The sequence below is a fragment of the Streptomyces sp. NPDC050504 genome, from assembly GCF_044458065.1.
GTDB lineage: Bacteria > Actinomycetota > Actinomycetes > Streptomycetales > Streptomycetaceae > Streptomyces.
This window is the reverse complement of record NZ_JBITHO010000002.1, coordinates 910568-936885: the sequence shown is the minus strand read 5'-3', so window position 1 is coordinate 936885 and position 26318 is coordinate 910568. Positions and strand designations below refer to the sequence as shown.

The 26318-nt window shown below is 70.9% G+C and carries 24 protein-coding genes; 10 read left to right on the top strand and 14 right to left on the bottom strand.

Translation table 11 applies throughout. The features are described 5' to 3' along the window. The first annotated feature begins 68 nt into the window (after positions 1-68). The 3 genes from ACIBNE_RS09975 (at position 69) to ACIBNE_RS09965 (ending at position 2681) form a co-directional block, all read left to right on the top strand. A complete protein-coding gene (locus ACIBNE_RS09975) occupies positions 69-833 on the top strand; it encodes a DUF4097 family beta strand repeat-containing protein (protein WP_399270976.1) in 765 nt (254 codons plus the stop codon). A gap of 71 nt (positions 834-904) precedes the next feature. Then, the gene (locus ACIBNE_RS09970) at positions 905-2284 is read left to right on the top strand and encodes a hypothetical protein (RefSeq protein WP_399270975.1); all 1380 of its coding nucleotides are present in this window, start codon (positions 905-907) and stop codon (positions 2282-2284) included. Between the two features lie 181 nt (positions 2285-2465). Next, the gene (locus ACIBNE_RS09965; protein ID WP_399270974.1) at positions 2466-2681 is read left to right on the top strand and encodes a zinc ribbon domain-containing protein; all 216 of its coding nucleotides are present in this window, start codon (positions 2466-2468) and stop codon (positions 2679-2681) included. 96 nt (positions 2682-2777) lie between these two features. Here the strand turns inward: ACIBNE_RS09965 and ACIBNE_RS09960 are convergent, their stop codons facing one another. The 3 genes from ACIBNE_RS09960 to ACIBNE_RS09950 are packed head-to-tail and all read right to left on the bottom strand — an operon-like array spanning position 2778 to position 5260. Beyond that, complete coding sequence (locus tag ACIBNE_RS09960; protein WP_399270973.1) at positions 2778-3437, bottom strand: O-methyltransferase; 660 nt, start codon at positions 3435-3437, stop codon at positions 2778-2780. A 33-nt stretch (positions 3438-3470) separates the two neighbouring features. Continuing rightward, positions 3471-4115 (bottom strand): response regulator, encoded by a 645-nt coding sequence (locus ACIBNE_RS09955; RefSeq protein ID WP_399270972.1) that lies wholly within the window; start codon positions 4113-4115, stop codon positions 3471-3473. Continuing rightward, positions 4106-5260 carry a sensor histidine kinase gene (locus ACIBNE_RS09950; protein WP_399270971.1) on the bottom strand — a complete coding sequence of 385 codons (1155 nt, stop codon included), beginning with the start codon at positions 5258-5260 and terminating at the stop codon, positions 4106-4108. Before ACIBNE_RS09950 ends, ACIBNE_RS09955 begins: the two co-directional genes overlap by 10 nt. Before the next feature lie 230 nt (positions 5261-5490). Between ACIBNE_RS09950 and ACIBNE_RS09945 the strand changes: the two genes are divergently transcribed. Next, on the top strand, positions 5491-6111 hold the full coding sequence (locus ACIBNE_RS09945) for a DedA family protein (RefSeq protein ID WP_399271278.1): 621 nt from the start codon (positions 5491-5493) through the stop codon (positions 6109-6111). Here ACIBNE_RS09945 and ACIBNE_RS09940 read toward each other — a convergent pair. From ACIBNE_RS09940 to ACIBNE_RS09930, 3 genes are read right to left on the bottom strand one after another with little or no spacing between them, the layout of a single operon-like run. Further along, positions 6080-6943, bottom strand: a complete 864-nt coding sequence (locus tag ACIBNE_RS09940; protein WP_399270970.1) for an HAD family hydrolase — start codon at positions 6941-6943, stop codon at positions 6080-6082. The genes ACIBNE_RS09945 and ACIBNE_RS09940 overlap by 32 nt on opposite strands. Continuing rightward, positions 6940-9657: a phosphoribosyltransferase gene (locus ACIBNE_RS09935; protein ID WP_399270969.1), complete on the bottom strand. Its 2718-nt coding sequence runs from the start codon at positions 9655-9657 to the stop codon at positions 6940-6942. The genes ACIBNE_RS09940 and ACIBNE_RS09935 overlap by 4 nt, the downstream gene beginning before the upstream one ends. Next, positions 9657-10820, bottom strand: coding sequence for an HpcH/HpaI aldolase/citrate lyase family protein (locus tag ACIBNE_RS09930; protein ID WP_399270968.1), 1164 nt, complete (start codon positions 10818-10820; stop codon positions 9657-9659). Before ACIBNE_RS09930 ends, ACIBNE_RS09935 begins: the two co-directional genes overlap by 1 nt. 177 nt (positions 10821-10997) lie before the next feature. Between ACIBNE_RS09930 and ACIBNE_RS09925 the strand changes: the two genes are divergently transcribed. Then, complete coding sequence (locus ACIBNE_RS09925) at positions 10998-11981, top strand: TerD family protein (RefSeq protein ID WP_399270967.1); 984 nt, start codon at positions 10998-11000, stop codon at positions 11979-11981. Between the two features lie 154 nt (positions 11982-12135). On the opposite strand, the gene ACIBNE_RS09920 is transcribed toward ACIBNE_RS09925, so the two are convergent. From ACIBNE_RS09920 to ACIBNE_RS09895, 6 genes are all read right to left on the bottom strand, one after another. After that, the gene (locus ACIBNE_RS09920) at positions 12136-12870 is read right to left on the bottom strand and encodes a Tellurium resistance (protein WP_399270966.1); all 735 of its coding nucleotides are present in this window, start codon (positions 12868-12870) and stop codon (positions 12136-12138) included. A gap of 325 nt (positions 12871-13195) precedes the next feature. After that, complete coding sequence (locus ACIBNE_RS09915; RefSeq protein WP_399270965.1) at positions 13196-14374, bottom strand: DUF475 domain-containing protein; 1179 nt, start codon at positions 14372-14374, stop codon at positions 13196-13198. A 72-nt stretch (positions 14375-14446) separates the two neighbouring features. Beyond that, positions 14447-15022 (bottom strand): TerD family protein, encoded by a 576-nt coding sequence (locus ACIBNE_RS09910; protein WP_399270964.1) that lies wholly within the window; start codon positions 15020-15022, stop codon positions 14447-14449. A gap of 92 nt (positions 15023-15114) precedes the next feature. Continuing rightward, positions 15115-15690, bottom strand: coding sequence for a TerD family protein (locus ACIBNE_RS09905; RefSeq protein WP_399270963.1), 576 nt, complete (start codon positions 15688-15690; stop codon positions 15115-15117). 157 nt (positions 15691-15847) lie between these two features. Then, a complete protein-coding gene (locus tag ACIBNE_RS09900; RefSeq protein WP_399270962.1) occupies positions 15848-16306 on the bottom strand; it encodes a peroxiredoxin in 459 nt (152 codons plus the stop codon). 180 nt (positions 16307-16486) lie between these two features. Beyond that, a complete protein-coding gene (locus ACIBNE_RS09895; protein WP_399270961.1) occupies positions 16487-16915 on the bottom strand; it encodes a DUF3052 domain-containing protein in 429 nt (142 codons plus the stop codon). Between the two features lie 526 nt (positions 16916-17441). Here ACIBNE_RS09895 and aceE point away from each other — a divergent pair. Continuing rightward, on the top strand, positions 17442-20174 hold the full coding sequence (gene aceE / locus ACIBNE_RS09890; protein WP_399270959.1) for a pyruvate dehydrogenase (acetyl-transferring), homodimeric type: 2733 nt from the start codon (positions 17442-17444) through the stop codon (positions 20172-20174). Between the two features lie 74 nt (positions 20175-20248). Then, positions 20249-21037 (top strand): potassium channel family protein, encoded by a 789-nt coding sequence (locus ACIBNE_RS09885; RefSeq protein ID WP_399270958.1) that lies wholly within the window; start codon positions 20249-20251, stop codon positions 21035-21037. Here ACIBNE_RS09885 and ACIBNE_RS09880 read toward each other — a convergent pair. Both ACIBNE_RS09880 and ACIBNE_RS09875 read right to left on the bottom strand, forming a co-directional pair. Then, the gene (locus ACIBNE_RS09880; protein ID WP_399270957.1) at positions 21018-21410 is read right to left on the bottom strand and encodes a peptidase inhibitor family I36 protein; all 393 of its coding nucleotides are present in this window, start codon (positions 21408-21410) and stop codon (positions 21018-21020) included. The two genes, ACIBNE_RS09885 and ACIBNE_RS09880, sit on opposite strands and share 20 nt — an antisense overlap. Before the next feature lie 170 nt (positions 21411-21580). Then, positions 21581-23188: an MFS transporter gene (locus ACIBNE_RS09875; protein WP_399270956.1), complete on the bottom strand. Its 1608-nt coding sequence runs from the start codon at positions 23186-23188 to the stop codon at positions 21581-21583. 146 nt (positions 23189-23334) lie between these two features. Here ACIBNE_RS09875 and ACIBNE_RS09870 point away from each other — a divergent pair, with 146 nt between their 5' ends. The 3 genes from ACIBNE_RS09870 (at position 23335) to ACIBNE_RS09860 (ending at position 26304) form a co-directional block, all read left to right on the top strand. Beyond that, positions 23335-24000 (top strand): TetR/AcrR family transcriptional regulator, encoded by a 666-nt coding sequence (locus tag ACIBNE_RS09870; RefSeq protein WP_399270955.1) that lies wholly within the window; start codon positions 23335-23337, stop codon positions 23998-24000. A gap of 113 nt (positions 24001-24113) precedes the next feature. Further along, complete coding sequence (locus tag ACIBNE_RS09865; RefSeq protein ID WP_399270954.1) at positions 24114-25298, top strand: alpha/beta hydrolase; 1185 nt, start codon at positions 24114-24116, stop codon at positions 25296-25298. 100 nt (positions 25299-25398) lie between these two features. Continuing rightward, positions 25399-26304 carry a DUF4429 domain-containing protein gene (locus tag ACIBNE_RS09860; RefSeq protein WP_399270953.1) on the top strand — a complete coding sequence of 302 codons (906 nt, stop codon included), beginning with the start codon at positions 25399-25401 and terminating at the stop codon, positions 26302-26304. The last annotated feature ends 14 nt before the right edge of the window (positions 26305-26318 follow it).

Genomic DNA, 26318 nt, shown 5'->3' with positions numbered 1-26318 from the left:
GCGGTCTCCCTAGGGTTGAACCACAAGAAAGAACAGACCGACAGCACCACACTGGGGGATCGATCACCGTGTCACTCCGTACCCGCACCCTCCTCGCCTCCGGCGGGGCAGTCGTCGCCGCGCTTGCCCTCACCGGCTGCGGGGGTGCGAACCTCGACGACGCCCCGGTCGAGCACAAGTCGTTCGCGTTCAGCGGGAAGAGCCTGACCATCGACGCCGACAACTCCGAGCTGAAGCTCGTACCCGCCGATGTGAAGGCGGTCGAGGTGACCCGGCAGTACGACGGCTGGGTGCTCGTCGGGGACGGGCCCGAGGCCAGCTGGAAACTGGAGGGCGACAAGCTCACGCTGCGCGTGAAGTGCTCCGGCGTCGCGGCGAACTGCGACTCGCGGCACGAGGTGAAGGTACCGCGCGGCATCGCGGTCACCGTCGACAACGACAACGGCTCGGTGAACGCCTCCGGCTTCGCCACCCCCCTGAAGGTCCGCTCCGACAACGGCAGCGTGACCGTCAGCGACTCCAGCGGCGCGCTGGACCTCGGCAGCAGCAACGGCTCGGTCACCGCCAAGAACGTCACCAGCAAGTCCGTCGACGCCGACTCCGACAACGGCGAGGTCAAGCTCTCGCTCGCGTCCGTGCCGAACCGCATCGACGTCCGCAGCGACAACGGCTCCGTCGTCATCGACCTCCCGAACACCCCGACCTCCTACAAGGTGACCGCGCGGAGCGACAACGGGGACACCAGGATCGACGTGCCGAAGAGCGACTCCAGCAGGCACACCGTGAAGGCCGTGAGCGACAACGGTGAAGTCACGGTCCGAACCGCGAACTAACCGTCCCGTGTGTTCGTCCTTACCGGGTGGGAGAATGTACCCGGCAGGCCGAGCAAGCACGGGAGAGGGATGTGACGGCAATACACGCGCAGCCGCGACCACAGGCCAGGGCGAGTGCGCGTGGAAGTGCGGTCAGTGACGCCCTCGCGCTGGTGCTCCTGCCCGTACCGCTGATCGCCGTGGCGCTCCCGTCCCTCGCCTTCACCGGCGGGGGCACGCGCCGCTGGTTCGGCGGCCGGGGCGAGGGCCAGCGCGCCGACGCGCAGGCGGCCAAGGACGCCGCGGCCGCCGCCTTCTACGAGCTGGACACCGCCCAGCGCGACCTGCGGATCTCCATCGAGACGATCACAGCGGTGGACAGCTCGCCCGGCGCCCGCAAGGTCGTCGCCGACTTCGCCGCGCTCGGCCACCGCATCGACGAGGTCAGCGACGCCTACATCACGGCCGTCGACTCCCACGACCTGGACCGCGACGACCTGGAGGCGTCGGCCGCGTCCCGGGCCCGCACGGAGCTGACCCGCGCCAAGGACGACCTCGTACGGGTCAAGGGCGACCTGGACCGCTTCGCACAGGGCCTCGGGCCGCTGCTCGGCAAGGCGGAGACGCAGCTCGCGCGGCTCGCGCCCGCCGTGGAGCGGGCCAGGCAGTCCCTGCTGGCGGCGAGCAACGCGCTGGACGCCGTGCGCGCGTCGGGGCTGCGGGCCGACGACCTCGCCGCCCGGCTCGCCGCGCTCGGCCCCGAGCTGACCAAGCTCAACCAGGGCGCGGGGCAGCACGGCGTGGCCGAGACCCTGACCCGCGCCGACAAGGTGCTGCGCGACGCGGAGGCCGTACGGTCCGAGGCGGAGCAGCTTCCCGAGCGCGCCGCCGAGATCGACCGCCGCCTGGTCTCGCTGCGCACCCGCGCCCAGGCCCTCACCACCCGGGCCGGAACCGTCGACCCGGTCCTCAGCGAGCTGCGCCGCCGGTTCTCGGCCGCCTGCTGGCAGGACCTCCAGTCCGTGCCGGGCCAGGCCGCGGTCAACGTGCGGCAGGCCGAGGAGAAGCTGAAGGAGGCGGCGAAGGCCCGCGAGGAGCAGCGGTGGGCGGACGCGACCTCCCGGCTCAGCACGGTGCGCGCGCTGCTGAACACCACCGACGAGGCGGTGTCCGCCGCGGGCGACCGGCTGCAACGGCTGAACGCCGTGTCCAAGGACCCCCAGCAGGAGATCTCCCGGACCCGGTTCGCGATCCGCGACGCCCAGCGCCTCGCGATGGCGGGCCGCTCCACCCCCGACCCCCGCCACGCCCGTCCCCTGGACGACTCGGTGGGCCGTCTGGAACGGGCGATCACCGGCCTGGAGGGCCGCCACCCTGACTACTGGCACTTCCTGACCGAAACGGAAGCGGTACGCCGCACGGTCTCCCGGGTGGTCGACCAGATCCGAGAAGAACGCGGCGCGGGCGCCTGAGCCGAAGTCGGGGCCGGGGCCGGGGCCGGGGCAAGCCGGAACTACCCAGGCTGCCGGGGCTGCCGGGGCTGCCGGGGCTGCCGGGGCTGCCGGGGCTGCCGGGGCTGCCGGGGCTGCCGGGGGCGATGAAACTCTCCGACCGGCCGGGACCGCCGTCGCCCTGTTTCAGTACGCTGTCGCCATGCCTCGTTACGAGTACCGCTGCCGCTCCTGCGGAGACACCTTCGAGCTGAGCCGTCCCATGGCGGAGGCCTCCGCCCCCGCGACCTGCCCCGAGGGGCACGAGGACACGGTCAAGCTGCTGTCCGCCGTCGCGGTGGGCGGCACCGCCCAGACCGCGCCCCAGGGCGGCGGAGGCGGCGGGGGCGGTTGCTGCGGCGGGGGTTGCTGCGGCTGAGGTCGCCGGGACCGAGGTCGCCTCGGCCGGCCCCGGGTACGGCCGACGGCCGCCCCGGTAGGCCCCGGCCGGCCTCGGTAGGCGCTGACCCTGGGGTCAGCGCCTGCGGGAGAGCGTCAGGCCGTCCGACACCGTGAGCATCACGCTCTCCATCCGCGCGTCGGCCGCCACATGGTCGTTGAACTCCTTGATCGCCGCCGCTCCCCCGGTAGCCTCGGGGTCGACCACGGCGCCGTGGAAGAGGACGTTGTCGCTGACGATCAGCCCGCCCTGCCGCATCCGGGGCACCAGCTCCTCCCAGTACGGGACGTAGTTCACCTTGTCCGCGTCGAGGTAGGCCAGATCGATGTGCGGCTCCTTCGGCATGGCGGCCAGCGTGTCGAGCGCGGGGGCGATCCGCAGCTCGATCCGGTCGGCGACACCCGCCTCCTCCCAGGCCCTGCGCCCGTACTCCGTCCACTCCTCGGATACGTCACAGGCGATGAGCCTGCCGTCCTCGGGCAGGGCCAGGGCCATGGCGAGCGCGGAGAAGCCTGTGAAGGTACCGACCTCCACGACGTGCCTGGCGCCCACGAGCCGCACCAGGAAGGCGAGCAACGGGCCCTGCTCCCGGGCGGACTGCATGCCCGCGTGGTCCGGGAAGCGGTCGTAGGTCGTCTCCACGAGCCGGTTCTGCACCGCGTCCAGCGGCGGATTGTGGGCGAGCATGTACGCGTACAGCTCATCCGTGATCTTGGTGCTGTTTCCCTTGGTCATGCCGTGCTCCCCTGTGCTCCCCGCGGTCCGCCGTCATGTCCCCAAGTACCGCAGTACGGCGAGGACGCGGCGACTGTAGCCGCTGTTCCCCGACAGTTCGAGCTTGTCGAAGATCGCGTTGATGTGTTTCTCTACCCCGCTCAGCGAAATGTGCAACCGCTGGGCGATCGCCGCGTTGGTGTACCCCTGCGCCATCTCGGCGAGCACCGCGCGCTCGCGCTCGGTGAGCCCGGCGAGCGGGTCCGCGAGGCTGGTGCGCTTCAGCAACTGCCGCACCACGTCCGGGTCGAACGCCGCCTGCCCCGCCCCGACCCGCTCCAACGCGTCGAGGAACTCGTCCACCTGGACCACCCGGTCCTTGAGCAGGTACCCCACCCCCTCGGACTCCCCGGTCAGCAACTCGGTGGCATAGCGCTTCTCGACGTACTGGGAGAGGACCAGGACGCCGATACCCGGCCGGGTCCTGCGGATCTCCAGCGCCGCGCGCAGCCCCTCGTCGGTGTGCGTGGGCGGCATCCGGACGTCAGCGACGACCACATCGGGCTGGTCGGCCTCGACCGCCGCCAGCAGCGCCTCCGCGTCGCCGACCGCCGCCACCACCTCGTGCCCCTCCTCGGCGAGCAGCCTGACCAGTCCTTCTCTCAGGAGGGTCGAGTCCTCGGCCAGGATTACGCGCATGGGAACTCCGCAGTGATGGTGGTGGGGCCGCCGGGCGGACTGTCGACCCGCAGCCGCCCGTCGAGCGCCTCGACCCGACGGGCGAGACCTATCAAACCCTGCCCCGTCGGGTCGGCCCCGCCGATGCCGTTGTCGTCCACCTTGACGAGCAGCACGCCGCTGTCCGTGCGGGAGACGTCGGCCGAGAGCACCGTGGCGCGGGAGTGCTTGACGGCGTTGTTGGCGGCTTCGGACACGACGTAGTAGACGGCGGTGGCCTCGGGCTTGTCGGGCTCGGGGGCGGCTCGGGTGCCGAGCCCGTACTGCAGGAGGAAGGGCAACGGGCAGCGCTCGGCGACGGATTCGAGCGCCGCGCGCAGTCCGGCCTCCTCCAGCACCTTCGGATATATCCGCCACGTCACTTCGCGGAGTTCGCCAAGGGTGCTCTGGGCCTGGTCCCGGGCCTGGAGCAGGAGCCGATCGACGTGCTGCTGGTCGCGGCTGCGCAGCGCGCGACCGATGAGCATGCCGAGCGCGACGACGCTCTGCTGCACCCCGTCGTGCAGGTCCCGCTCGATGCGGCGCCGCTCCTCCTGGACGGCCTCGACTATGCCGGCGCGGCTGGCGGCCAGCTCGGAGATGCGCCGCTCCAACTCGTCCTGGTGGCTGGGCCCCAGGAAGTGCCGGGCGAGCTTCCCCTCCAGCCGCGCGACCCCGTAGATGCTCTGGAGGGCGAAGAAGAGCAGCAACAGGCCCGCGAGGCTGGACATGACGAACTCGCCCGGATGCTTGACGTCGGTGATGAACCAGCCGTAGAAGACGAGCCCGCCGTACGCGCACCCGATCAGCACGCACATCAGGACGACGGCGCCGAGCAGCCCGAGGGGCGCCCGCACCGCGAGGTAGCGCAGGGCCTGCGCGTCCGTGTAGGCGTCGGAGATCCGCACTCCGGTGAGCCCCACGAGCCGACGCCGCTCGTACTCCGTGGCGCGGCGGGCGGCTGCGCCCGTCGGCCGCAGCACCGCCTGCCGGCCGCGCTGCCAGGTGAGGACCAGGAGCAGGACCACGCCGGTCAGCGCCATCAGGGGCAGCTCTATCAGGGCCGTGACGGCGCCGATGAGCAACGCCATCGCGAACCGACCACCGCTGATTGCCAGTTGCTTCATGATCCAAGACGCTAGCCGCAGTGACCTTCCGAGCACACTGCGGAAAACCGCAATGTTCCGCTGCGGTGTGCACCACCACATCCTTGCGGTCGGCTTCAGTGTGGCTTCAGCTGCGAATATCTAGCGTTGAGCGCATGATCGAGACCAGCGCAGCAAGCGAAGCCGGTGCGGCAGTCGAAACCGGTGCGGCAACCGAGGCCGTCGTGGCGACGGCGGCGGCCGCGTCGGAGATGTCGGGCACCGAGGCCTGGGTCAGCGGCCTCATGGAGACCTTGGGCGCGCCCGGCGCGGGCATCGCGATCGCCCTGGAGAACCTCTTCCCGCCCCTGCCCAGCGAGGTCATCCTGCCGCTGGCGGGATTCTCCGCGAGCCAGGGCCAGATGGGCCTGCTGGCCGCGTTGCTGTGGACGACCGCCGGTTCGGTGGTGGGCGCGCTCGCGCTGTACTGGGTGGGGGCGCTGCTGGGTCGGGAGCGCACGATAGCCATCGCGGCGAAGCTGCCGCTGGTGAAGGTCAAGGACATAGAGAAGACGGAGGCGTGGTTCGTCCGGCACGGTACGAAGGCGGTGTTCTTCGGCCGGATGATCCCGATCTTCCGTTCGCTGATATCCGTGCCCGCGGGGGTGGAGCGGATGCCGCTGCCGGTCTTCCTCGGTCTGACGACGCTCGGCAGCGCGATATGGAACACCGCCTTCGTCCTGGCGGGATACGCGCTCGGTGAGAACTGGGAAGAGGTGACGTCCTATGTCTCCATGTACTCGAAGGTGGTGCTGGTGGGCGCCGCTCTCGCCGTGCTCTGCTTCGTCGGCGTCCGGGTGTTCAGGCCCGGTCCCGGCGTGCGGCGCGGATGAACCGGCGCAGGATCTCCTCTCCCGCCACGACGCCGGTCTCGGGGAGCACGGTGGTGTGCGGGGCGGTCCAGCCGGTGTCGGCCAGCTCGCCGTGGCCGGGCCGCCAGGCGAGGTCGGCGTCGAGGAGCAGGTCGGCGTCGAGGAGCGAATCTCCTGCCGCGAGGGTGAGTTCGGCGTCGGTGCGGCGGGCGACCTCGCGCATGGCGGCGCTCTTGGTCAGCGGTCCGGGCACGGCATAGATCTTGCGGCCCTGGAGGGAGACTGTCCATCCCTTGGTCGCGGCCCAGGCTCCGAGTTCCTTCACCCAGCCTTCCGGCAGGAGGTCGCGTTCGACGACGAGATAGGCGAAGAGGTCTTCGGCGACGCGTTCCTTGAGCACCCACGCGGGGTCGGCCGCGGCGAGGAGGTGGGCGCGGACCTCGGCGAGGGAGGCGCATTCGTCGGTGAGGCGGCCGGTGACCTGCCGGTGCCAGTCGGGGTCGGAGACTCCGTCGACGAGGAGGTGGCCGCCGTTGGCGCAGATGGCGAAGTGCGGTGCGGGTCCCGGGAGGTGGATGCGGTGGTACTGCTCGCGGGTGCGGGTGGTCGTGGGGACGAAGACCGTGGCGCCGGCCAGGTCGGTGAGGAGTCCGGCGGCCGTCTCGGTGAGGTAGGAGAGCGGCTTGGAGTTGTAGACCTCGACGCAGAGGAGTCTCGGCGCCTCGGCGTCGGGCATGGAGAGCTGGAGGGCCGCGGTCGAATAGATGAGGGTGCGGTCGAGGTCGCTGGCGACGAGCACGAAAGGGGAGTCCGGGGCCTGCGGGGACTGCGCGATGTCCGAGGTGGGGGTCACTTGGACGTCACCGCCTTGCCGTCGGCGCCGACGGCGCCCTTGGTGTACTGCGGGTGGATCAGCCCGACGCAGCTGTACGGCAGGCCGTCGACCTCTTCGACGGGGACGCCCCGCTGCTCGGCCAGCAGGCGGATGTGGTCGAGGTCGGCTCCGGCGCCGCGCTGGGCGAGGATCTTCCAGGGGACGCGGCGCAGCAGGACTCGGGTGGTCTCGCCGACTCCGGGCTTGACGAGGTTCACGTCGTTGATGCCGTACTCCTCGCTGATCCGCTCGACGGCGGCCCAGCCCTCCCAGGTGGGGGCGCGGTCGGCGGAGATCAGCTCCTTGGCCTCGGCGTCGACGGCCGCGGCGACCTCGTCGAAACGGGCGGCGACGGTGTCGAGGAAGTGGTTGGAGACGTCGGCTCCGGCCAGCTCGCGGTAGAACTTCCCGCCGTGGAAGTCGTCGGGGCCGACCAGGTCGGAGCGGAGGACCGTACGGGAGATCAGACCGGAGACCGTGGAGTTGAGGCAGGCGGAGGGTATGAGGAAGTCCTCGCGGGTGCCGTAGGTGCGGACGCAGCCGCCGGGATCGGCGAGGACCGCGATCTCCGGATTGAAACCGGGGAACTCTCCGATGGCGGCGGCGAGTTCGCGGGTGATGGCGCCCTTTCCGGTCCAGCCGTCGACGAAGACGATGTCGGCCGGGTCATGGTGGGCGGCGAGCCAGCGCAGGGCGGTGGCGTCGATGCCGCGGCCGCGCACGATGGAGACGGCGTAGTGAGGGAGGTCGATGCCGTGGCGGTGCTGGGCCCAGCGGCGCATCAGCACGCCGACGGGGGTGCCGGCTCTGGCGAGTGAGACGAGGACGGGTCGGGGGCCGCGCTCTGCCAGGACCGTCTCGGTGACGGTGCCCACGGCCTGGGCGACGCGGGCGGCGGACGTCTTGAGGGCGGCGTGGAAGAGTTCCTGGTACTGGGCGCTCGGCTGGTACTCGACCGGGAGCGATTCGGCGTAGTGCGCGCCACCGCTCTGTATCGCCTCTTCGCGCTCCTCGGTCGGGGCCTCCAGCTGGACGTTCGAGAAGTCCTGGAGCAGCCAGCCGACCTCGTCGGGAGCGTAGGAGGAGAAGTCGGGACCGCGAAGGGGCTCGGGCAGCATGGCGGGCCTTTCGGGCACGTGCGGAGGGAGGTACGAGGGGATCACGGCCAGCACCACGCGGTCGGTGTGGGCGGCGAGCTGGGCCAGCAGTCCGTCGGGGGCGTGGAGTTCGGGGGTGTCGGCCGCCGAGTCGACCACGGCCACGATCGCGTCGAAGCCCGCGCCCGCGACGTTGTAGGCGTAGCGGGTGCCGGGACCGTCGTCGGGGTCGTCGTGGGAGGGGAAGCTGAGCCGGGTGCGTATCGCGTAGCCGGGGTCGTCCACGGCGAGGACGGGTGACCGGGTGGTGGTGGAGAACCGTACGTCGGCGCCCGTGTGCTCCAGGGCGAGGCCCAGGCGCAGCGGGGCGTACATGAGCTCCTCGAAGCCGAGGACCAGGACGCGGCGCGGGTCGTGGTGGGGGGCGCGGGCCGGGTCGTGGTGGGGGGCGCGCGGTTCGCCGGCCCCGTTCGTCTCCGGGGTGCCGGGGTCGTCCGGGGCGGCCAGGGCCTCGGCGAGGCGGGCGGCCATCGCGGGGAGGGCGGCCTCCAGGGCCTCGCGGTGTACGGGACGGAAGCCGTGCCGCCCACCGTCGGGCACCCTGGCCGGCCATGCCAGGTCGACCCGGTGCACGGCGGCGCGCACGACCGGGCCGCCTCCGGTGCCCACGGCCGTTCCGGTGCCCACGGCACCCCCGGTGCCGCCGGCCGTTCCGGTGCCCACGGCGCCGCTGGCTCCCACGGCGGCTCCGGTGCCCCCGGTACTCCCGGTGGTCTGGGTGGTTTCGTGGGTGGTTACCAGGGCCTGGCCCTTGGCCAGGACGTCGTCCGGGAGGCTGACCGTGCCGGAGGCCGTCGCCACCAGGTCGACGCGGGCGCCGATCTCGTCGGCGAACGCGGCGAACCGCTCCCGGTCGGCGGGAGAGCGCATGTCGACCAGGGCGACGATGACGTACCGCTGCCTCGGGTAGCGCTCGTGCAGGCCGCGGATGGTGTTGAGGACGGTGTTGCCGGTGGAGAACTCGTCGTCGACCAGCACGAGCGGGCCCCCGCCCGCGAGCAGAGCGGGGTCCTCGGGGAGGAGGAGGTGCGAGGTGGCGTGCGAGTGGGACTCCTCGAAGCCGCCCGCCTGGGCCACGCCGGGGACGGCCCGACGGGTGGAGTGGAGGTAGGGGGCGTGGGCGAGGCCGTCCGCGACGGCGTGCCCGAGGCCGGTGGCGGTCTCGGCGTAGCCGAGGACGACCGCGCGGCGCGTCCCCTCGTCGCCCAGCAGTTCGCGTACCCGCTCGCCGAGGGCGAGACCGGCGCCGTACACCACGGAAGGAAGCTGAGGGACGTGCTTGCCGAGCACCTGGGAGACCAGCAGGTGCGCGCGTTTGGGGTTGCGGCGCAGTGCCAGGCCGAGGAGCCCCGGGAGGCGCTCGTCACCGTTGAGTTCCACGCCGAGCCGCTCCGCGACCCACGTTCCGGTCCACACCACGTTGCCGTTCTCTCCTACGTCCGTCTTGTCCGCTGCCGTCGTGTCCGTTGCATTCGTCGCGTCCGGCTCATCCGGCGCGTCCGTCGCGTCCGCTGCTGCCTCCGGGCGGCGCGGCATCAGCGGGCCAGTCCCGCGGCCAGCAGTTCCACGAAGCCGACGTCCTCCCTGGCGACGCCGAAGACCTCGGCGCGCTGCAGGGTGCGCTCCGCCCAGGCGCGGTGCGGCTTCACCTCGTTCATCTTGTTCGTGTACGCGGAGCGCAGCACGCCTCCTCCGCCCCGCTCCGGGCGGAGGATGTCCTGGGCGTCGCTGTACTCCTCGTGGCTGACCACCGACAGTGCGTGCACGGGCAGCACGTGGGAGGGGTGGATGCAGGTCTTGCCCACGAGGCCGTTGGCCCGGTCCAGCTCGATCTCGCGCAGCAGGCCGTCCAGGTCGTGCTGGATCAGCGCGGTGCGCAGTTCGTCGGCCCGGCCCTCCATGAAGGGGCTGCGGCGCAGCTGGGGCTTGAACATCCGCTCCTGGAGCCTGAAGTACTCCCAGACGGGCCCGGTGATGGTGAAGCCCGTCCCGTCGGAGCGCCCCAGCACGTTGACGACGTCCGCGATGACGGAGGCGACGATCTGTACGTCGTATGCGGTCATGTCGGGTGAGCGGCGCAAACCGTACGCGGAGCAGAAGTCGGTGACACCGAGACGCAGCGCGAGGATTCGCTCGCGGTACTTCTCCACCGTACGAGCAATTCCGGCCAAGGTCTCGGTTCGGGTCTCCAGGTGCAGCAGCCCGGCCGATTCCAGCACCGGCATCGCGAAGAGCCGCCGCCCGCTGGCGGTCTCCGCCGCCGCCAGCGCCTCCAGGAACGGCATGCCCCGCTCCTCGGTGAACTTCGGCAGCACGAACCCGGAGAGCAGCCTGGCCGACGGGCCGAGCCTGCGCACGAGGCTCGGAATCTGCGCCGGTTCCCTGACGCGGATGAAGAGCAGCGGCACCTCGGCGCCGCGTGTGTCGAGGTCGGCGAACTGCCGGACGAGGTTCACCTCCGCCCCCTCGACCTCGGCGTCGTCGATGGAGTCCTCCAGGCACAGCACCATGGAGACGACGCCGGCCGCCGCCTGCTTCAGCACGTCGTCGGCGAGTCGCAGACGCGTGGCGGGGCTGTACAGCGTGGCCCCCAGGGCCGCGGAGAGCACCTTGGCCGGAGAGGCCGCGGTGAAGTCGCACGGCTCGCGATGGAACAGTCCCTGCCGTACAGCGGTCGGGATATGCCCGAAATGACGCATTAGATTCCCCGTACTGCCGTGATGGCCCTGACGACGCGTGGCCGGTAATAGTACGTAAGGCCAGGTGTCAAGAGTTCCCCAAGTGCGTGAAATTCAGGTAACCCGTCTGCTTCCTCCCCATCTCCGGAGCGTAGGGAACGGCCCCCGCGTTGTCCGCGCGCGCGGCGGGAGGGCAGGATGACGGACATGACGCACGCGATGCTGAAGGGCTCGAACGTCCCGCTCGACGCCACGGCCGTGAGGGCCGTACTGCGCTGGTCCCCCGGCGTGGGCGTCCCCGACGTGGACGCTTCCGCCCTGCTGCTCGGACCCGGCGGCCGCGTGCGCTCCGACGAGGACTTCGTCTTCTACAACCAGCCGCGCCACCCCTCCGGGCTGGTCCGCAGGCTGTCGAAGAAGCGCGTTCCCGAGGGTCTGACCGACACCATCGAGGCGGACCTGGCCGCGCTCGACAGGTCCGTGGAGCAGGTCGTAGTCGCCGCTTCGTCCGACGGCGCCCCGTTCCAGCACGTGCACGACCTGCGCATCCTGCTGTACGACGCGGGGGCGGCCGACCGCCCGCCGCTGGCGGTCTTCGACATCAGGCCGGAGACCGGCGAGGAGACCGCGATCATCTGCGGCGAGCTGTACCGCAGGGGGGACGGCTGGAAGTTCCGCGCGGTGGGGCAGGGCTACCCGACCGGGCTGATCGGGCTGGCGACGGCGTTCGGCATCTCCGTCGACGAGACGGACGGCGGCGCTGCGGGCGCGGGCTCCGCCGCCCACGGGGCACACGCCTCCGGGCAGCCGCAGCCACAGCCACAGGCACAGCCGCGCGTCCCCGCGCCCCCGGCCGCGCCGCCCTCGATGGCCGGTACCGTCGCGCACGCGCCGTCGCCCGACTCCCAGGTCACCGTCCAGCACCCGCCGCCGCACCAGCCCCAGCAGCCCCCGCACCCGCCCCGGCAGCAGCCGCAGCCCGGCTACGGGTATCCCCAGCAGCCCGGACCGATGCCCGCCGCCACGGGGGCCGGCACCGGACCCGCCTACGGCTACCCGCAGTCGCCCGCACCCGCGCCGCAGCCCGCGTACGGCTATCCGCAGCCCGCCGCGGCGGCCGCGCACGCCCCGGACCCGAACTTCGCGCTGCCGCCCCAGGGCCCCCAGTTCCTGCCCCGCTGACCCGCCCCGGCCCTGGCCCCGGGCACGGCCACGGCCCTGGGCACGAGCAAGAGCACGAGCACGGGCAAGAGCACGGGGGCGGGCAAGAGCACGGGGGCGGGCGCCCGGGAAGGTGCGGGCGACGCAGCGCGCGCACACGCGCGCGCCTCCCTTCCTACGCCCTCGTCTTGTAGCCGCGGGCCCACTGCAGGCCCCATCCGTACAGCCGGTCCAGCTCCGCCTGGAAGCCGTACACGAACTTGACCTCGCGGCGCACGGTCAGGTCGCCGTCGACGTTCTCGATCAGGAGGACCGCGCAGGAGCGGGCCTGCGAGGCGCGTTCGTCGAGGTGGATCTCCACGCGGGGGCCGTTGGTCGGGTAGAGCGTCACGACGGCCTTCGTGCGGTCGAAGGCCGGGGTCTGGTCGTAGATGTACACGAAGACCAGCAGCCGCTTGATCTCGTCGCGGTGGTCGAGGTTGACGAAGAGCGTCTCGCCCGACGGCGCGCCGAACCGGTCGTCGCCGCTGGTGCGGACGTACGGCGGGGCGTTGGTGTCGCCGAAGAGCTTGCCGAGCGGCTGGACGACGCCCTTGGAGCCGTCGGCCAGCTCGTAGAGGCAGCCGAGGTCCAGGTCGACGTTGACGACGCCCTGGGTGTGCCCCTGCACCGGCTCCGGCTTGAAGAGCTGGAAGGGCTTGCGCAGCATTCCGCTCTGCCGCGACCGGCCCTCGATGTCCGAGGTGCGCATCTGCCAGGAGAGGTTGATGCGCAGGTTGCCGGTGGCCGCGCCCTGTTTGCTGAGCGAGACCTCCGGGCGGCGTTTGGTCAGTTGGATGGCGTTGGTCGCCGCGCTGCCCGAGTCGAACTGCGGTTCCTTGCCCCGCCAAAGGCCGTCCCAGAAAGCCATTGCCCACCCCCAGGTAGTGGTCCGCGGACCCGCGCGGGAGACGGATCCCGTGCGCGCGCCCGTACAAGTACCCCCCGTACGAGAACACGGGGCGGCCGGGAGGCCGTGGCCTCGTGGCCGCCCCGTGGAAGAGCGTTCCTCGACAGCTCCGGGGTCACACCCCGGGGCCGGGGTCGCATCCCGGCTCAGGGGGGCGCACCCGGCATCGGGGCCGTCCCCGTGGGGGAGGCGTGCCCCGCCCCCGGCTCCCGGGGCGCACACGGCCCCGGGAGGGGCGCATCCCCGTCCGGAGCGCGCCCCGGACCGGCTCACGCCCCCGGCCGGGTCAGACTCCGGAGGGGACTTCCGCCTTGTCCCCGGAACCGGAGGAGCCGGAAGGACCCGAGGAGTCGGAGGAGTCGGAGTCGCCCTCCAGCGCCTCGCGCTTGTTGCGGCGGATCGAGGACCAGAAGGAGGCGGCGATCAGAAGGACGCCGATGCCACCGGTGATGACCTCGTTGATCTCGTACTGGATGGTGATGAGCAGGATGGCGGCGAGCGCACCGATCGCGTAGTGCGCGCCGTGCTCCAGGTAGACGTAGTCGTCGAGGGTGCCCTGGCGGACCAGGTAGACCGTGAGCGACCGGACGTACATGGCGCCGATGCCCAGACCCAGCGCGATGACGACCGGGTCGTTGCTGACCGCGAAGGCACCGATGACGCCGTCGAAGGAGAACGAGGCGTCGAGGACTTCGAGGTACAGGAACATGAAGAACGCGGCCTTGCCGACGAGCTTGGCGGCCGAGACCGGCTTGCCCGACTTCCTGGCCTCCTCCTCGGCCTCCTGCTCGCGCTCCTCCTCTTCCTCCAGCTTGTCCTCGAAGAAGCCGGAGAGACCGCCGACGACCATGTACGTGATGAGGCCGGCGATGCCCGCGGTGAGGACCGTCGCGGACTTGTCCACGTGCACCCCGCCGTACTGGTGGGCGTGGACGGCGACGGTCGCGGAGGCGACGAGCAGGACGATCAGCGCGACGCAGGCCGACAGCATGTCGACCTTGCCCAGCTTGGCCAGCGGACGCTCCAGCCAGCCGAGCCACTTGATGTCGCGGTCCTCGAAGATGAAGTCGAGGAAGATCATCAACAGGAAGATGCCACCGAAGGCGGCGATCGACGGGTGCGCGTCCGTGACCAGCTCTTCGTAGCGCTCGTGGTTGTTGAGCGCCAGATCGACGGCTTCGATCGGGCCGATCTGCGCGGTGATCGCGACGATCACCACCGGGAAGACCAGCCGCATGCCGAAGACGGCGATGAGGATGCCGATGGTGAGGAAGATCTTCTGCCAGAACTCGCTCATCTTCTTCAGGACACCGGCGTTGACGACGGCGTTGTCGAAGGAGAGCGAGATCTCCAGGATCGACAGGATGGCGACGAGCCCGAAGGCCGCCCACCCCCCGTACAGCACTGCCAAGGCCAGGCCGATCGCGGTGACCGCGAACGACCAGCCGAAGGTTTTCAGAACCACTGGCTTCCCCATCGATTAAGTACGGGATCCCCCGCGCCGATCGGAGCCGCGGACGGCTTGCCGAAGACGGCTTTACGAAACGTTGACCCCGAAGTCTAGAGCGATGCCCCTCAGACCGGACGCGTACCCCTGGCCGACTGCACGGAACTTCCACTCCCCGCCGTAGCGGTAGAGCTCGCCGAAGATCATCGCGGTCTCGGTCGAGGCGTCCTCGCTCAGGTCGTAGCGCGCCAGCTCCTGACCGTCCGCCTGATTCACCACGCGGATGAACGCGTTGCTGACCTGACCGAACGTCTGGCCCCTGTTGTCCGCGTCGTGGATCGACACCGGGAAGACGATCTTGTCGCAGTGTCCGGGGACCAGCGTGAGGTCGACGATCAGGGACTCGTCGTCGCCGTCGCCCTCACCGGTGAGGTTGTCACCGGTGTGCGTCACCGAGCCGTCGGGGCTCGTGAGCTGGTTGTAGAAGATGAAGTACTCGTCGCCGAGCACGCGACCCGAGTTGCACAGCAGCGCGCTGGCGTCGAGGTCGAAGTCAGCTCCGGTGGTGGAACGCGCATCCCAGCCGAGCCCGACCAGAACCTGCGTGAGGTTCGGTGCGGCCTTGGAGAGGGAGACGTTGCCTCCCTTGGCGAGCGTGACGCCCATGATCGTGGATCCTCCCCGAGGTGAAGATGATGGTGTCGAGCGCGTCCGGCGCCGCACTTCAGTGCGGCGCCGGACGGGGTGGTACGGCAGGCTCAGACGTTGACGCCGAAGTCCTGCGCGATGCCGCGCAGGCCGGATGCGTAGCCCTGGCCGATGGCACGGAACTTCCACTCCGCGCCGTTGCGGTACAGCTCGCCGAAGACCATCGCGGTCTCGGTCGAGGCGTCCTCGCTCAGGTCGTAGCGCGCCAGCTCGGTGTTGTCGGCGGCGTTCACGACGCGGATGTACGCGTTGCGCACCTGGCCGAAGCTCTGCTGACGGGTCTCGGCCTCGTAGATGGAGACCGGGAACACGATCTTGGCGACGTCGGCCGGCACGCCGGCGAGGTTCACGTTGATGACCTCGTCGTCGCCCTCGCCCTCACCGGTGAGGTTGTCACCGGTGTGCTCGACGGAGCCGTCGGGGCTCTTGAGGTTGTTGAAGAAGACGAAGTTCGAGTCGTTGGCGACCTTGCCCGCCTCGTTCGTCAGGATGGCGCTGGCGTCGAGGTCGAAGTCTCCGCCGGTGGTGGTACGAGCGTCCCAGCCCAGACCGACGATGACCGCCGTCAGGTTGGGGGCTGCCTTGGTCAGCGAGACGTTGCCGCCCTTGCTGAGGCTGACTCCCACGAGTCCTCCATTTTATTCGGTGAGAAGGGGCGGGGCCCCGTCGTACGTTGGCATCGGATCAACGTGTGGATCCTAGTGACCGGTTCCCTGCCACTGTGCCCTTTTCCGGGGGAAACCCGGGATCAAAGGGCCTCCCGGGACCAGGGAAGCGGATGGATCAGAGCACGTCGAGGGCTTTCACATACTCGTTGAGGTCACGCGCGTCGGGAAGGCCGTTCACCACGGTCCAACGGACCACGCCCTCCTTGTCGATGATGAAGGTGCCGCGCACGGCGCAGCCCTTCTCCTCGTCGAACACCCCGTAGGCCCGGGACGTCTCGCCGTGCGGCCAGAAGTCGGAGACCAGGGGGTACTCCAGCTTCTCCTGCTCGGCGAAGACGCGCAGCGTGTGGATGGAGTCGTTGGAGACCGCGAGCAGCTGGGTGTCGTCGTTGACGAACTTGGGCAGCTCGTCGCGGAGCGCGCACAGCTCACCCGTGCAGACGCCGGTGAAGGCGAACGGGTAGAACAACAGCACCACGTTCTTCTCGCCGCGGAAGTCCGAGAGCCTCACGGTGCGCCCGTGATTGTCCTTCAGCTCGAAGTCCGGGGCCTGGGTGCCGACCTCGATCGCCATGGAAACGCATCCCTTCGCTGGGCTGTTCGGGTGCCGTCCACCCTACAAAGAACCCGGGCCCGGAACCCAAGGACGAAAGTCCCGGGACCCGGAAGAAGCACGTGCGGGCAGCACGGAGCCCCCGCCGGTTCACCCGGCGGGGGCTCTGGACGCCATCGGCTCGTGACCGAGGCAGGGACCTCAGCGCTTGGACTTCGGCGCGACGAGCTTGCTGCCCGACCAGTCCTTGCCCGCGTTGATGCTCTTGGTCTGGGAGAGGCCGGCGGTCTGCGCGGCGTCGTTGATGTCGCTCGGCTCGACATAGCCGTCACGGCCCGTCTTGGGGGTCATCAGCCAGACAAGGCCGCCCTCGTCGAGGAGGCCGATGGAGTCCACCAACGCGTCCGTGAGGTCGCCGTCCTCGTCGCGGAACCAGAGCAGCACGACGTCGGCGACGTCGTCGTACTCCTCGTCCACGATCTCCTGTCCGGTAACGGCCTCGATGCCCTCACGGAGCTCCTGCTCGACGTCGTCGTCGTAGCCGATCTCCTGGACCACCTGTCCGGGCTCGAACCCCAGCCTGGCGGCCGGGTTGGTCCGCTCCTCCGCGTGGTCCGCGGTCGCGCTCACGGCTTGCCTCCTGATCTTGTTTTGGTAAGTGCTGCGGCCCCGCGCGTACGCGGGGCATTGGGCGTAGTCCACACGGGCGGGACGAATCGCGCAAGTACCCGGCCTCCGAACCCGCCCTTTGGGGGTCGGTGTGACCGTCCTTGGAAGTGCCAGAGGCCCAGGTGGTGATTCATCCCACACGCTTTTGTCGCTATTGAAGGGGTTTATCCCTTCAGTGCGCCAATCGGGGTGGAATCAGAATCCCACAGCCTTTGGGAACACATGGTCGCATTGGGAGCAAGGTCGCGATTCGGCGGCCCGGAGCGGGGTAGGTGCGGAGCCGTGGACGCCCGCCGACCGCCCGGCCCGACGCGCGCCGGTTACCTTTCGGTAGAGATGACGTTTGCCCCCGCGCGGTACACGATGGGATGCGGCGCGGCCCCGTGTGCGCACCGCCGTTCGGACAGCTTCGGCACCGCCCGCGGCAGACAGCCCAGAAGACAGTCCCAGACCCCTGTCGAGCATCACCGAACAGTGAAGGAACAGCGTGGCTTCCGGATCCGATCGCAACCCGATCATCATTGGCGGACTTCCGAGCCAGGTCCCGGACTTCGATCCGGAGGAGACTCAGGAATGGCTCGACTCCCTCGACGCGGCGGTCGACGAGCGCGGCCGTGAGCGCGCCCGCTACCTGATGCTCCGCCTGATCGAGCGCGCCCGCGAGAAGCGCGTGGCCGTGCCCGAGATGCGCAGCACGGACTACGTCAACACGATCGCGACCAAGGACGAGCCGTTCTTCCCCGGCGACGAGGAGATCGAGCGCAAGGTCCTCAACGCGACCCGCTGGAACGCCGCCGTGATGGTCTCGCGCGCCCAGCGCCCCGGCATCGGGGTCGGCGGCCACATCGCCACGTTCGCCTCCTCCGCCTCCCTCTACGACGTGGGCTTCAACCACTTCTTCCGGGGCAAGGACGAGGGCGACGGCGGCGACCAGATCTTCTTCCAGGGGCACGCCTCCCCCGGCATCTACGCCCGCGCCTTCCTCCTGGACCGGCTCTCCGAGCAGCAGCTCGACGCGTTCCGCCAGGAGAAGTCGAAGGCGCCGTACGGGCTCTCCTCCTACCCGCACCCGCGGCTGATGCCGGACTTCTGGGAGTTCCCGACCGTCTCGATGGGCCTGGGCCCGCTCGGCGCGATCTACCAGGCGCGGATGAACCGCTACATGGAGGCGCGCGGCATCGCCGACACCTCCAAGTCCCACGTGTGGGCGTTCCTGGGCGACGGCGAGATGGACGAGCCCGAGTCGCTGGGCCAGCTCTCCATCGCCGCCCGCGAGGGCCTGGACAACCTGACCTTCGTGGTCAACTGCAACCTCCAGCGCCTCGACGGCCCGGTGCGCGGCAACGGCAAGATCATCCAGGAGCTGGAGTCGCAGTTCAGGGGCGCCGGCTGGAACGTCATCAAGCTGATCTGGGACCGCTCCTGGGACCCGCTGCTCGCGCAGGACCGCGACGGCATCCTGGTGAACAGGCTGAACACCACGCCCGACGGGCAGTTCCAGACGTACGCGACCGAGACCGGGGCGTACATCCGCGACCACTTCTTCGGCGACGACCAGCGGCTGCGCGCCATGGTCGAGTCCATGACCGACCAGCAGATCCTGCACCTGGGGCGCGGCGGCCACGACCACCGGAAGATCTTCGCGGCGTTCTCGGCGGCCAAGGCGCACAAGGGCCAGCCGACGGTGATCCTGGCGCAGACGGTCAAGGGCTGGACGCTCGGCCCGAACTTCGAGGGCCGCAACGCCACGCACCAGATGAAGAAGCTGACGGTCGACGACCTCAAGCGCTTCCGCGACCGGCTGCACATCCCGGTCACGGACAAGCAGCTGGAGGACGGCCTGCCGCCGTACTACCACCCGGGCCGCGAGTCGCCCGAGATCCAGTACATGCACGACCGCCGCAAGGGCCTGGGCGGGTACGTGCCGACGCGCGTGGTGCGCGCCGCGCCGCTGGCGCTGCCCGACGACAAGGCCTACGCGACCGCCAAGAAGGGCTCGGGCACCCAGTCGATCGCCACGACCATGGCGTTCGTCCGCATCCTGAAGGACCTGATGCGGGACAAGGAGATCGGCAAGCGGTTCGTGCTGATCGCGCCGGACGAGTACCGCACGTTCGGCATGGACGCGTTCTTCCCGAGCGCCAAGATCTACAACCCGCTGGGCCAGCAGTACGAGGCGGTCGACCGCGAACTGCTGCTCGCGTACAAGGAGTCGCCGACCGGGCAGATGCTGCACGACGGCATCTCGGAGGCGGGCTGCACGGCCTCGCTGATCGCGGCGGGTTCGGCGTACGCGACGCACGGCGAGCCGCTGATCCCGGTGTACGTCTTCTACTCGATGTTCGGTTTCCAGCGCACCGGCGACCAGTTCTGGCAGATGGCCGACCAGTTGGCGCGCGGTTTCGTACTGGGCGCGACCGCCGGCCGTACGACGCTGACCGGTGAGGGCCTCCAGCACGCGGACGGCCACTCGCACCTGCTCGCCTCGACGAACCCGGGCTGCGTCGCGTACGACCCCGCGTTCGGCTACGAGATCGCGCACATCGTCAAGGACGGCCTGCGGCGGATGTACGGCGAGAACGCCGAGGACGTCTTCTACTACCTGACCGTCTACAACGAGCCCATCCAGCACCCGGCGGAGCCCGCCGACGTGGACGTGGACGGCATCCTCAAGGGCGTCTACCGGTTCAGCACGGGCGAGAAGGGCGCGATCCCGGCCCAGATCCTGGCGTCCGGCGTCGCCGTGCCGTGGGCGGTCGAGGCCCAGCGGATCCTCGCCGACGAGTGGAACGTCAAGGCGGACGTCTGGTCGGCGACGTCCTGGAACGAGCTGCGCCGCGAGGCCGTGGAGTGCGAGGAGCACAACTTCCTGCACCCCGAGGAGGAGCAGCGCGTGCCGTACGTGACGCAGAAGCTCACGCACGCCGAGGGTCCGTTCGTGGCCGTGTCCGACTGGATGCGTTCGGTTCCGGACCAGATCGCGCGCTGGATTCCGGGCACGTACACCTCGCTGGGCGCCGACGGCTTCGGCTTCGCCGACACGCGCGGCGCGGCCCGCCGCTTCTTCCACATCGACGCGCAGTCGGTCGTGGTGGCGGTCCTCACCGAGCTGGCCAAGGAGGGCAAGGTCGACCGCTCGGTGCTCAAGCAGGCGATCGACCGCTACCAGCTGCTCGACGTGACGGCGGCCGACCCGGGCGCCGCGGGCGGCGACGCGTAACGGTCCGTACGGCACCGGAGGGCGGTGGGGCCCGTGGGTCCCGCCGCCCTCCGGCGTTCCTTACGATGCGTGACATGAAGGAACGCCCCGCGCAGACCCGGTGGGAAGAGCGGATGCACAAGCCGCTGCTGGCCCTCGCCGTGCTCTTCGCCATCGCCTACGCCGTGCCGATCGTGGACCCGGACGCCACGAGCTGGGTGCACACGGCGTGCCAGTTCACCGAGTGGGCGGTGTGGGGCGCGTTCGCCGTCGACTACCTCGTACGGCTGTGGCTGACGCCCGGAAAGTGGCGCTTCGTACGCGGTCATCCGCTGGACCTGCTCGCCGTCGTGCTGCCGTTGATACAGCCGCTGCGGCTGCTGCGGGTCGTCGCCACGCTGCTGCTGGTCGGCAGGCGGGCCAGGATGGCGCCGCAGATCACCCTGACGACGTACGTCGCGGGCGCCGTGCTGGGCCTGATGATGTTCGGCTCGCTGGCCGTGCTGCACGTGGAGCGGAACGCGCCCGATGGGAACATCAGGACGCTGGGCGACGCGGTGTGGTGGTCGTTCACGACGATGACGACGGTCGGCTACGGGGACCACGCGCCGACCACCGGGCTCGGCCGGGTCCTCGCGGTGGGGCTGATGCTCTCGGGGATCGCGCTGCTCGGTGTGGTCACGGCGAACATCGCGGCGTGGTTCATCAGCCGCTTCGAGCGGGACGACGCGGTGGAGCGGCACCAGACCGAGCTGCTCCTGTCCCTGACCCGCGAGGTCAAGGAGCTGCGCGCGGAGGTGGCCAGGCTGGCGGGGACCGACGGGGTCCCCGCGCAGCAGGACCGGGTCCCCCCGGGGAGGGGGATCAGTTCTCCCAGATCTTGAAGGCCCTGACGCGGTACGGGGAGCCGGGCGCCCAGGCGCCGCTCGGGTAGGTGTCGAACTCGCCGGTCTCCGCGCACTCCGCGGACTGGTAGGTGGTGACGGGGCGCCCCGTCCGGTTGGCGAGCGACTGGGCGTCGGCGCCGCGCGGCAGGGCGACGCAGCTCTCGATGTCGGTGCCGGACAGCTCGTGCACCCGCCTGGTGCCGGTGAAGTCGGGCTTGGTCCACAGGCACAGCTCCCCCGCGGCGCACGCGCCGAGCGGAGCCCCTGCGGGCCGGGCGGGCGCGGCGTGCGCGGCGGTCTGCGGCAGCAGCGCGGTCAGGGCGAGCAGGCCCGCGGCGACGGCCGTGTTGGTGCGCGTGGTGTTTCGCATGTGGTCTACCCCCGTGTCGTACGGATCAGTGGGCCGCAGCCTGACCTGCGGCGGGACCGGTCCGGAAGGGGGTCGGGAGTGATCCACCCGGATAGGCGACCGCCCCGCCGGAACCGTCCGGCGGGGCAGTCGTACGCACGGGGTTGACGCGCCCCGCGGGCGCGGCCGCGTCAGATGTGGACGCCGCCTCCGCCCGCCTCGGCGTTCTCGCCGCGCTTGGTGAGCATCGCGACCAGCGCCGCCACCGTCGCCACGACACCGGCCACCATGAAGGCCAGGCCCATGCCGGACATGAAGGTGTCCTTGATGACCCCGCCGATCTTCTCGAACAGGTCCGGGGTCATCCCCGGCGCGTCGGCCAGCTCCCCGGGGACCGCGCCGACCTCGGCGGCCTCCTCCAAACGGGGGTCGTACGGGCCGGGCACGCCCGCCTCCTTCCAGTTCGCCGCGAAGTCGCCGCTGACCTTGGAGGACATCACCGCGCCCAGCACGGCCGTGCCGAGCGCGCCGCCGACCTGCATGGCGGCCTGCTGGAGGCCGCCCGCGACGCCGGAGAGCTCCAGCGGGGCGTTGCCGACGATGACCTCGGTGGCGCCGACCATGACGGGGGCGAGGCCGAGGCCCAGCAGGGCGAACCAGAGGGACATCACCGGCGTGCTGGTGGTCTCGGTCAGCGTGGTCATCCCGAACATCGCGACGGCCGTGCAGACCATGCCGCCGACCAGCGGGACGCGCGGCCCGAACCTGGTGATCAGGGCGCCCGCGAGCGGCGAGGAGACGATCATCATGCCGGTCAGCGGCAGCAGCCGCAGACCGCTGTCGACGGGGCCCATGCCCTGGACGCCCTGGAGGTAGAACGTCACGAAGAAGAGGCCGCCCATGAAGGCGAAGGCCATCATCACCATCAGGACCGTGCCGGCCGACAGCGGGACCGAGCGGAAGAGGCCCAGCGGGATCAGCGGCTCGGCGACCCTGGTCTCCCAGAGCGCGAAGAGCACGAACAGCAGGACGGCGCCGCCCAGGCACAGCCAGGTGTTCGTGCCGCCCCAGCCCCAGCTCTCGCCCGCCTTGATCAGGCCCCAGACCAGCGCGGCCATCGCGCCGGAGAGCAGCACGATGCCGGGGACGTCGAAGGACTTCGGGGCGTTCGCCGCGCGGTGGTCCTTGAGGACCAGCAGGCCGAAGACGAGGGCGACGACGCCGACGGGCACGTTGATGAAGAACACCGACTGCCAGCTGACGTGCTCGACCAGCACACCGCCCAGGATCGGGCCGCCCGCCGTGGACGCGCCGATCACCATGCCCCAGATGCCGATGGCCATGTTGAGCTTCTCGGCGGGGAAGGTGGCGCGCAGCAGGCCCAGCGCCGCGGGCATCAGCAGGGCGCCGAACAGGCCCTGAAGGACGCGGAAGGCGATGACGCCGGTGATGGAGTCGGCCAGGCCGATCGCGGCGGACGCGGCGGCGAAGCCGACGACGCCTATCAGGAAGGTCTGGCGGTGGCCGAAGCGGTCGCCGAGCTTGCCCGCGGTGATCAGCGCGACGGCCAGCGCCAGCAGATAGCCGTTGGTGATCCACTGCACCTCGGAGAAGGAGGCGCCGAGGTCCTTCTTGATCTCCGGATTGGCGATGGCCACGATCGTGCCGTCGAGGGCCACCATCATCACGCCGATGGCCACGGCGAGGAGAGTCAGCCAGGGGTGGCCGCGCAGCCCCCCGGCCGGAACGGGCGGGACAGGCTCGTGCGACGCCTTGTCCAGGGTGGTCTGACTAGTCATGCCGCGAGGCTAGTGACAGCGGCTGACAATTGACAAACAATTTCATGTGCTGGTGACTGTCGTGTGGCTCACAGCGTCAGGAAGAGTACTCTGAGCTGGGAAAACAACGAGCGCGCGGGAACAGGGCGACAGATGGGGACCAGGAAGTGACGGCCGGGACCACCGAGGCCACGGGGCTCAGGGAGCGCAAGAAGCAGCGCACCCACAACGCCCTGCTGCGCGCCGCCCTGCACCTCTTCAGCACGCAGGGGTACGAGCGGACCACCGTCGACGAGATCGCCGAGGCCGTCGACGTCTCGCAGCGCACCTTCTTCCGCTACTTCGCGAGCAAGGAGGACGTCGCCTTCACCGTCCAGCGCATGGTGGAGTCCCACTTCGTGGCCGCCGTGCGCGCGCGCCCCGCCGCCGAGAGCCCCTTCGAGGCGATGCGCGGCGCGGTGCTCGGCACCTGGGACGGCATCGGCGAGGCCATCGAGGAGCTGGTCCCCGTCGAGCTGCACATGCGGACGTACCGGACGATCGAGTCGACGCCCGTGCTGCTCGCCGCGCACCTGCGCCGCACCGTCGAGGTGGAGCGGGAGATCGCCGAGGTGATCGCCGAGCGCGAGGGCCTGGACGTGGAGGCCGACCCCAGGCCCCGGGTGGCCGTCGCGATGTTCAGCGGGGTGATGCGGGTGACCGCGCAGCTCTGGGGCCGGGGCGCCGATCCCGGCCTCGACGCGCTGCGCGCCCTCACCGAGGCGTACCTGGACCGGCTCACGCCCGACCTGCTGGGCGACTGGCGTCAACCCGGCGGCGGCCCCACGCCGTAGCGTGCGCCGCTCCTCAACGCTGTGTGACGCGCGGGGAGTTTAATCCTGTGCGCCCCGTGATCTGGGTCACTCTCCGCGTGCCGGGCCCCACGGGTCTCCTACTCTGTCCGGCAGTGACTTCCTTCGACTCCTCCCCCTCCCTCAACGCCTGGCGCGCCCTGCTCGCGCTCGCCGTCGTGTTCGTGATGCTCTCGACCACCGGCTGGACCGCCGTGCGCCAGCACCGGCTGACGGGGCCCCGCGAGATCGCGCTCGCGGCCTGGGAGAAGGGCCGGATCGGCAACCGCCCGCTGCCGGACGCCGAGGCGTCGCCCCAGGTCATCGCGGGCTTCTTCGCCTCGCTCGGCGCGGCCCAGCGCACCGCGCTCGCCGCGCGCCACCCGCTGATCGTCGGAAACCTCAACGGCGCCCCGATCCCGCTGCGCTACCGGGCGAACCGGCTCGCGCTCGCCCAGGCCCGCAAGGGCGAGCAGCAGCGCACGCACGACCAGGAGCTGTCGCCCGCCGGCCGCGCGGACGCCGAGCGCCGGGTGCACCGCTACGACTCGCTGCTCTCGGGCGACCGCCAGATCCTCGCCTTCGACCCCTCCAGCAGGGGCCGCGCCGCCGAGGTGCTGGGCGACCTGGAGCACGCCGAGCGGGTCTCGGTGATCGTCCCGGGCGTCGACACCAACCTGCTCACGCTGGAGCGGACCCACCGCAAGTACAGCGCCCCCGTCGGCATGGCCCAGTCCCTGTACGTCGCCGAGCGCGCGGCGGCCCCCAGGACCCGTACCGCCGTGATCGCCTGGGCCGACTACACCACCCCCGTCGGGGTAGGCGTCGACTCGGCCATCGGGCGGCTCGCGGAGAACGGCGCCGTGCGCCTCAGGGCGCTCCTGGAGTCGCTGCCCGGCACGTCCGAGGTCTCGCTGTTCTGCCACAGCTACGGCTCCGTGCTGTGCGGGGTCGCCGCCGACGAACTGCCCGCCCGGGTCAGCGACATCGCGGTCGCCGGCAGCCCCGGCATGCGCGTGGACCACGTCGGGCAGCTGGACACCCGGGCCCGGGTGTGGGCCATGCGGGACGGCGACGACTGGATCGCGGACGTGCCCAACCTGGAGTTCGGCGGGCTGGGGCACGGCGCCGACCCGGTGGCCCGGGGGTTCGGGGCGCGGGTGCTCTCGGCGTCGGGCGCCGTCGGGCACGCGGGCTACTTCGTGCCGGGCACCGACAGCCTCAGCAACTTCGCACGCATAGGCGTCGGTTCGTACTCCACGGTGACGTGCGCCGACGGCAGCAACGCCTGCCGCGTCTGACGCGTGCCCCCTGCGCACGAGCCTGACGCGCGTAGATTCGCCGCCATCGGGCCCCTCTCCCGGGGGGACGCGCGGGCGTGCGCCGCATACGATGAGGCGCATGGGTGACGTACTGGCGGGAATTCAAGCCACTTGGGAGTTCGAGGAAGACTCCGTGCTCATCCGCTTCGAACGGGGGATCCGCACACCGAGGCTCTTTCACGCGCTGCGCGAACGGCGCGTGCCGCACGAGGCGTTGGAGTCGGTGACGCTCTCCCCCGGCAAGCGGGGCACGGTCGTCCTGCACGCCGTACCCAGAGCGGGCGCCGACCCGCTCATGGACGTGGCCGCCGGACAGCTGAAGGAAGGGTGCGACCCGTACCGGCTGGTGCTGCCCGCCGAGCGCGAGACCCTCGCGGAGTACTACGCCGACGAGCTGCGCGCCCGGCTGCTGCCCGCGGACGAGGCCAAGGAGCCCGCCGAGCGGTTCCTGGTGGCGGCGCCCGAGGGGCCGCCGCAGTTCAAGGCGTACGACGCGAAGGCGTCCTTCGACGGCGCCAAGGTCTCCTTCCGCTGGTCGTGGACCGGGGCCTCGTCCGCCAAGTGGAAGGCCGGGGACCAGACGTTCCGGGTCGACGCGTTGAGCGGGGTCGAATGGCGCTCGCCCGAGGCGTTCGACGGCTATCTGCGGCTGCTGCCGCGCGCCAGGGACACCGAGGGGCGCCCGGCCGCGCCCGTGCCCGTGCCCGCCGACCAGGACCCGGCGACGGTCGTCTTCGGGCTCGGCTACGGCCCCGTGCACGAGTCGCTGCCGTTCGCGGCCGCCGTGCTCGCCGCCGTGCGGGACGCGGTCGGGAGCGGCGCGGGCGGCGGGAGCGGGGGCGGGGTGCGGGTGCTCACCGCGGTCCGCCGCGACCCCGCGGACATCGCGGACCGCATCCGGCACCTCGGGGAGCTGCACCAGGCGGGGCTCGTCACGGACGACGAGTACTGCGCGAAGAAGGCCGAGCTGCTGGCGGAGCTGTAGCCGCGGCGGCGGGG

Bases quoted from the DNA above. Each gene is read 5' to 3' on its own strand.
- ACIBNE_RS09965 (WP_399270974.1), top strand. From the start codon at position 2,466: ATGCCTCGTTACGAGTACCGCTGCCGCTCCTGCGGAGACACCTTCGAG.
- ACIBNE_RS09960 (WP_399270973.1), bottom strand. From the start codon at position 3,437: ATGACCAAGGGAAACAGCACCAAGATCACGGATGAGCTGTACGCGTAC.
- ACIBNE_RS09955 (WP_399270972.1), bottom strand. From the start codon at position 4,115: ATGCGCGTAATCCTGGCCGAGGACTCGACCCTCCTGAGAGAAGGACTG.
- ACIBNE_RS09950 (WP_399270971.1), bottom strand. From the start codon at position 5,260: ATGAAGCAACTGGCAATCAGCGGTGGTCGGTTCGCGATGGCGTTGCTC.
- ACIBNE_RS09945 (WP_399271278.1), top strand. From the start codon at position 5,491: ATGTCGGGCACCGAGGCCTGGGTCAGCGGCCTCATGGAGACCTTGGGC.
- ACIBNE_RS09935 (WP_399270969.1), bottom strand. From the start codon at position 9,657: ATGCCGCGCCGCCCGGAGGCAGCAGCGGACGCGACGGACGCGCCGGAT.
- ACIBNE_RS09930 (WP_399270968.1), bottom strand. From the start codon at position 10,820: ATGCGTCATTTCGGGCATATCCCGACCGCTGTACGGCAGGGACTGTTC.
- ACIBNE_RS09925 (WP_399270967.1), top strand. From the start codon at position 10,998: ATGACGGACATGACGCACGCGATGCTGAAGGGCTCGAACGTCCCGCTC.
- ACIBNE_RS09920 (WP_399270966.1), bottom strand. From the start codon at position 12,870: ATGGCTTTCTGGGACGGCCTTTGGCGGGGCAAGGAACCGCAGTTCGAC.
- ACIBNE_RS09910 (WP_399270964.1), bottom strand. From the start codon at position 15,022: ATGGGCGTCACGCTCGCCAAGGGAGGCAACGTCTCCCTCTCCAAGGCC.
- ACIBNE_RS09900 (WP_399270962.1), bottom strand. From the start codon at position 16,306: ATGGCGATCGAGGTCGGCACCCAGGCCCCGGACTTCGAGCTGAAGGAC.
- ACIBNE_RS09885 (WP_399270958.1), top strand. From the start codon at position 20,249: ATGAAGGAACGCCCCGCGCAGACCCGGTGGGAAGAGCGGATGCACAAG.
- ACIBNE_RS09880 (WP_399270957.1), bottom strand. From the start codon at position 21,410: ATGCGAAACACCACGCGCACCAACACGGCCGTCGCCGCGGGCCTGCTC.
- ACIBNE_RS09875 (WP_399270956.1), bottom strand. From the start codon at position 23,188: ATGACTAGTCAGACCACCCTGGACAAGGCGTCGCACGAGCCTGTCCCG.
- ACIBNE_RS09860 (WP_399270953.1), top strand. From the start codon at position 25,399: ATGGGTGACGTACTGGCGGGAATTCAAGCCACTTGGGAGTTCGAGGAA.